This window comes from Clavibacter sp. MX14-G9D (assembly GCF_032917815.1).
Classification (GTDB): Bacteria; Actinomycetota; Actinomycetes; order Actinomycetales; family Microbacteriaceae; genus Clavibacter; species Clavibacter michiganensis_K.
Map to the genome: position 1 here is coordinate 1 of NZ_JAVCVL010000184.1, position 5478 is coordinate 5478.

Annotated in this window: 7 protein-coding genes; 3 read left to right on the forward strand and 4 right to left on the reverse strand. The window is 73.2% G+C overall.

The features are described from left to right. Window positions 1-10: 10 nt before the first annotated feature. Entirely contained in the window at window positions 11-187 is a 177-nt protein-coding gene (locus tag Q6969_RS12580) for a hypothetical protein (protein ID WP_172407170.1), read from the reverse strand. Window positions 188-372: 185 nt separating this feature from the next. Between Q6969_RS12580 and Q6969_RS12585 the strand changes: the two genes are divergently transcribed. Together Q6969_RS12585 and Q6969_RS12590 are read left to right on the forward strand one after the other, a co-directional pair. Beyond that, complete coding sequence (locus tag Q6969_RS12585) at window positions 373-795, forward strand: MarR family transcriptional regulator (protein ID WP_317230736.1); 423 nt, start codon at window positions 373-375, stop codon at window positions 793-795. Beyond that, window positions 792-2120, forward strand: coding sequence for an MFS transporter (locus Q6969_RS12590; protein ID WP_317230737.1), 1329 nt, complete (start codon window positions 792-794; stop codon window positions 2118-2120). Before Q6969_RS12585 ends, Q6969_RS12590 begins: the two co-directional genes overlap by 4 nt. Window positions 2121-2176: 56 nt before the next feature. Here Q6969_RS12590 and Q6969_RS12595 read toward each other — a convergent pair whose 3' ends face one another. Beyond that, window positions 2177-2737: a hypothetical protein gene (locus Q6969_RS12595; RefSeq protein ID WP_317230738.1), complete on the reverse strand. Its 561-nt coding sequence runs from the start codon at window positions 2735-2737 to the stop codon at window positions 2177-2179. Window positions 2738-2834: 97 nt separating this feature from the next. Between Q6969_RS12595 and Q6969_RS12600 the strand changes: the two genes are divergently transcribed. Further along, complete coding sequence (locus Q6969_RS12600; RefSeq protein WP_317230739.1) at window positions 2835-4367, forward strand: amino acid permease; 1533 nt, start codon at window positions 2835-2837, stop codon at window positions 4365-4367. On the opposite strand, the gene Q6969_RS12605 is transcribed toward Q6969_RS12600, so the two are convergent. Both Q6969_RS12605 and Q6969_RS12610 read right to left on the reverse strand, forming a co-directional pair. After that, window positions 4352-4774, reverse strand: a complete 423-nt coding sequence (locus Q6969_RS12605; protein ID WP_317230740.1) for a hypothetical protein — start codon at window positions 4772-4774, stop codon at window positions 4352-4354. The genes Q6969_RS12600 and Q6969_RS12605 overlap by 16 nt on opposite strands. A 116-nt stretch (window positions 4775-4890) precedes the next feature. Then, window positions 4891-5478 (reverse strand): HNH endonuclease family protein (locus Q6969_RS12610; RefSeq protein ID WP_317230741.1); only part of this gene is annotated, 588 nt, incomplete at its 5' end.

The following is a 5478-nucleotide window of genomic DNA, read 5'->3' on the forward strand; positions in this document are numbered from 1 at the left end:
GAGCGGCGGGCTAGGCGGAGGCGCCGTCGTCGTCCGTGTGGTGGGGGGTGTCCTCCTCGGGCTCGAAGTGGTCGTTCCCCCCGTCGTGACCGGCCGCGACGCCCTTCTCCCCCGCCGGGATCGTGCCGTCGCCGCCGAGCCCCGCGTCGTCGTCGTGCGCGTCGGCCGTGCCGTCGTGGTGGGTCATGTCCGTGCCTCCTGTCGTCGCGCGGCCGGTGCCCGCGTCCTCGCGCGCACCGCTGCCGGCGGTGTGCTCCCATCCTGCCCGTCCCCGGGGCCCCGCCCGGCGAGCCTGTCCGGGTTCGGCCGTCTCGCAGGATCCCGTCATCGCCCGCCATCTCGTTAGCGCGGCTAATGAGCTACCCTAATCACATGCCCGACTCCCCCGATCTCAGCCAGAGCCTCCGCGTCGGCGTCATGCGCCTCTCGCGCCGCCTGCGGGCCGAGAAGGCGGACCACGAGCTGAGCGACAGCCAGTTCGTCGTCCTCGCCCTCCTCCTCCGCGACGGGCCCACGAGCCCCGGGCGGCTGGCCGAGATCGAGCGCGTGACGGCGCCCAGCATGAACCGCACCGTGAACTGCCTGGTCGACGCGGGCTACGCGGAGCGCTCCCCCGCGCCGGACGACGGCCGCCGCGTCACCGTGACCGTCACCGAGCCCGGCCGGCGCATCGTCCAGGAGACCCGACGGCAGAGGAACGCGTGGCTGTCCCTCCGGCTCGAGGAGCTCACGGCCGACGAGCGCACCACCCTCGCCGACGCGGCCGCCCTCCTCGCCCGGATGGCCTCCGCGTGAGCGCGGTGTTCCGGAGCCTGCGGGCCCCCAACTACCGCATCTGGTTCGCCGGAGCCCTCGTCTCGAACGTCGGCACGTGGATGCAGCGCACCGCCCAGGACTGGATCGTCCTCACCGAGCTCACCCGCTACGACGCGACCGCCGTGGGCATCGTCATGGCCCTGCAGTTCGGTCCGATGCTCCTGCTCTCCCCCTATGCCGGACTCATCGCCGACCGCTACGACAAGCGCCGCGTGCTGATGATCACGCAGGGCGCCATGGCGGTGCTCGGCCTCGGACTCGGGCTCGTGGTCCTCTCGGGACGGGCGGAGCTCTGGCACGTCTACGTCTTCGCCCTGCTCCTCGGAGTCGCCTCGGCGCTGGACGCGCCGGCGCGCCAGTCGTTCGTCTCCGAGCTCGTCTCCGACGACGACCTGTCGAACGCCGTGGCGCTCAACTCGGCCTCCTTCAGCGCCGCGCGCATGATCGGACCGGCCGTCGCCGGCGTCCTCATCGCGGGCGTCGGCACGGGCTGGGTCTTCCTCATCAACGCCGTGAGCTTCATCGCCGTGCTCGTCGCGCTCACGCGCCTCCGCGTCGGGGAGCTCCGTCGCCCGGAGCGCGTCGCACGGTCCCGCGGGCAGCTCCGCGAGGGGTTCCGCTACATCGGCGGCCGCCCGGACATCATGGTGATCCTCGTCATCGTCTTCCTCGTCGGGGCCTTCGGCTACAACTTCCCGATCTTCACCTCCACCATGGCGAGCGTCGAGTTCGGCAAGGGCGCGACGGAGTTCGGCCTCCTCTCCTCGAGCCTCGCCGTGGGCTCCGTCGCCGGCGCGCTCCTGTCCGCCCGGCGCGAGCGTCCGCGGATCCGACTGGTCTTCGTCGGCGCCGCGCTCTTCGGCATCGCCACCGCGCTCGCCGCGATCGCGCCCACCTACCTCCTGTTCGCGGGCGCCCTCGCGATCGTGGGCGTCGTCTCCCAGACGCTCATGACGAGCGCCAACAGCACGGTCCAGCTCACCGTCGAGCCGCGCATGCGCGGACGGGTCATGGCCGTGTACATGGCGATCTTCGTCGGCGGCACGCCGCTCGGCGCGCCGATCGTGGGGTGGATCGCAAACGAGTGGGGTCCGCGCGCGGCCCTCATGGTGGGCGCGGCGAGCGGCATCGTCTCCGCCCTCATCGCCATCGCGTGGCTCGTGCTGCACCGCCACCTGCGCATCTCGTACCGCATCCACCGCACGCCGCACCTGCTCGTGACGCACGACGGCGACGGCCGCGACCGCCGGGAGGACGCCCGGGAGGACATCGAGGCGGACGAGGCGGTGGCGCGCCGCACCTGACGCGGCGCCGCGGGGCCGCGCCTCAGGATCCCCGGCGCCTCGGAATCCCCGGTGCCTCAGGGCGCGGGCGTCGCGCTCGCGGGGACGTACCCGACGTCGTCGAGGCAGTAGTCGAGGAACGCGTCGACCGAGCGCAGGTACTGCCCGGTGTCGAGCGAGGCGCCGTCCGTGTCCTCGCCGGTGCGCAGGGCCTCCAGCTCGTCGACGATCGTCGAGAACGACGCGACCAGCGGCTTCATGCCCTCGGGCGCCATGCCCGCGAGCGCCGCATCGCCCTGCCGGACGCGCTCGAGGAGGGCGGGGTCCACGGCCCGGCCGTCGCCGAGGGCCTGAACGAGCCGCGTGGAGTCCGGGAGCACCTGGGCGAGCGTGGAGCACGTCGCGAGCTCGTCCTCGGTCGGCGGACCCGGGGCGCGGGTGACGCTGGGCTGCGGATCGGCCGTCGCACCGGCACCCGACCCCGCGTCGGCGGTCGCGCTGGCGGACGGCGACCCGGTCGCGGGGGCCGGCTGTCCGCCATCCGTCGTGCAGCCGGCGAGGAGGAGCGCGCCCACCGCGATCCCGGCGAGGGCACCCCACGCGCGGATCCGGCGTCCCGGGCGGTGCGTGCGGACCATGCGGACCTCCTCGGCGCCTATCACAGCGGACATGCCCCGTGGAAGTCGATCGACGCGGGGATCGGGGCGGATGCCCACTGCCACTACCGTATGCGGAATGACACGAAGCGAGAGCGACCGCCGTCCCGTCACACCGGATCCGGAGTTCGTGGCGCAGGACTTCAGCCACGAGCAGGAGGGCTACCAGCACGGCCTCAAGCCCCGCCAGCTGCAGATGATCGCCATCGGCGGCGCGATCGGCACGGGCCTCTTCCTCGGGGCGGGCGGGCGCCTCGCCGCCGCGGGCCCGGCCCTCGCGATCGTCTTCCTGGTCTGCGGGGTCTTCGCCTTCTTCATCCTCCGCGCCCTCGGCGAGCTGGTGCTGCACCGCCCGAGCTCGGGGTCGTTCATCTCCTACGCGCGCGAGTTCTACGGCGAGAAGTTCGCCTACGCCGCCGGGTGGATGTACTTCCTCAACTGGGCGACGACCGCGATCGTCGACGTCACGGCCGTCGCGCTGTACATGCACTACTGGTCGGCGTTCACCGCGGCGCCGCAGTGGCTGCTCGCCCTCATCGCCCTCGCCATCGTCCTCGCCCTCAACCTGGTGGCCGTGAAGGTCTTCGGCGAGATGGAGTTCTGGTTCGCGCTGGTCAAGGTCGCCGCGCTCGTGGTCTTCCTCGTCGTCGGCATCGTCTGGCTGGCCTGGAGCTTCCCGGTGACGGTCGACGGCGCCGAGGTGCAGACCGGCTGGACCGTCCTGCAGGAGAACGGCGGGATCCTCCCCCAGGGCCTCGTCCCCGTCGTCCTGGTCGTGCAGGGCGTCGTGTTCGCGTACGCCGCCATCGAGCTCGTCGGCACGGCGAGCGGCGAGACGCAGGACGTGGAGAAGGTCATCCCCCGCGCCATCAACTCGGTCGTCTTCCGCATCGCGGTCTTCTACGTGGGTTCCATCGTCCTGCTCTCGCTGCTGCTGCCCTACACGGCCTACAGCGCGGACCAGAGCCCGTTCGTGACCTTCTTCTCCAGCCTCGGCTCGCCCCAGGTGGGCGCCATCGCCGGATCCGTCATGAACTTCGTCGTCCTCACGGCCGCCATGTCGAGCCTCAACGCGGGCCTCTACAGCACCGGCCGCGTGCTGCACTCCATGGGCATGAACGGCTCGGCGCCGCGCTTCACGACCGTCATGTCGAAGGGCGGCGTCCCCTTCGGCGGGATCCTGCTGACCGGCTCCATCACGCTGCTCGGCGTGGGCCTGAACGCGGTCGTGCCGGACCAGGCCTTCGAGATCGTGCTGAACGTCGCCGCGCTCGGCATCGTCGCGGGCTGGGCAACGATCATCCTGTGCCAGATGCGCCTGCGCACGTGGGCGAAGCAGGGCAAGGCGAAGGAGCCCACGTTCCGTCTCCCGGGCGCTCCCGTCACGTCGTGGCTGACCCTCGCGTTCCTCGTCAGCGTGCTCGTGCTCATGGCCATCGACTGGCCCATCGGCACGCTCACGGTCGCCTCGCTCGTGGTGATCATCCCGCTGCTCGTCGTCGGCTGGTACCTGCAGCGCGACCGGATCCTCGAGATCGCCCGCGTCCGCGAGGGCGTCACCGGCCCGTTCCCCGTCACGGGTCGCGACGCGGCGGATCAGCGGAGGCGCTGACCGGCGTCCCGGCGCTCGTCGACGCCGCCGTCCCCGACCCCGGGGGCGGCGGCGTCCGCGTCCGGCGGGCCGCCACCCGCGTGCCGCCCCGCGGGCTGGGCCGGATCGGCACGGAGCCCCCGTCCGAACGCCAGCATCCGCTCGTCGTGCTGCATCACCCACGCGACCGCGGCGTTCAGGCTGTCCCTCCGCGTGATCCACACCCGGAGTCCGTCGGATCCGAGCCCGCACGCGTACACCTCGTAGGTGAACGGGTCCGCGAGGTCCGCACGGTGCCGGAGGACCCACCCGAGCGCGGGGCCGTCCCCCACGCGCACCAGCCACGCCCCCCGTACGGGATGCGCGTGCGGGTGCTCCGGGACCGGGCTGATCGCGCCGGTCGCGTCGCCGCTCTGCTTGCTCCACATGCGGATCCCCTCGGGTCGTCCGACGCGGACCCTGCGTCCGCGTCGACGCCCGGCCGCGTCGTGCCGAGCGTACGCGGGCGCACCGACGCCGACCGCCGGCGCCCCGTCGCGTGCCGTCAGGTGCACGCGGCGAGCACCCCGTCGATGGCGTCGCGGTCCTCCTCGTCGATCTCGAGCCCGTAGTGGCCGACCACGAAGGCGAACCGGGTGACGTAGAGGCACCGGTACCCCGCCGCCGGCGGGAGCCACGTGGCGGGGCCCTGGTCGGACTTCTCCTGGTTGGCGGGGCCGTCGACGGCCTGGAGCTCGTCGAGGTCGGTCGCGAGCCGCTCGCGACGGGCGTCCGACCACGCCCACGCCCCGTGCTGCCAGGCCCAGGACAGCGGCACGAGGTGGTCCACCTGGACGGCCGCGCTCGTCCGCGGACCGCGCGTGAAGTCGATCGAGCGTCCCGTGTAGGCGTCCTCGAGGCGGCCGGCCGTCACCGTGCAGCCGTCGTCCGACGCCGAGCGCGTCACCACGGCGAGGTCGCGCACGAGCACGTCGTCGCGCTGGTCGCAGCCGTTCCCGTCCGCATCGGCCCACGCGGGCCCGAAGGCGTCGCGGTCGTAGCGCGGATGCCGCTCGCGGGCGTCCGCGGGGAGGGCGGCGGTCGCGGCCCGTGCGGCCGGCACGTCGATGCGCCCGTCCCGCACGAGGCCCGC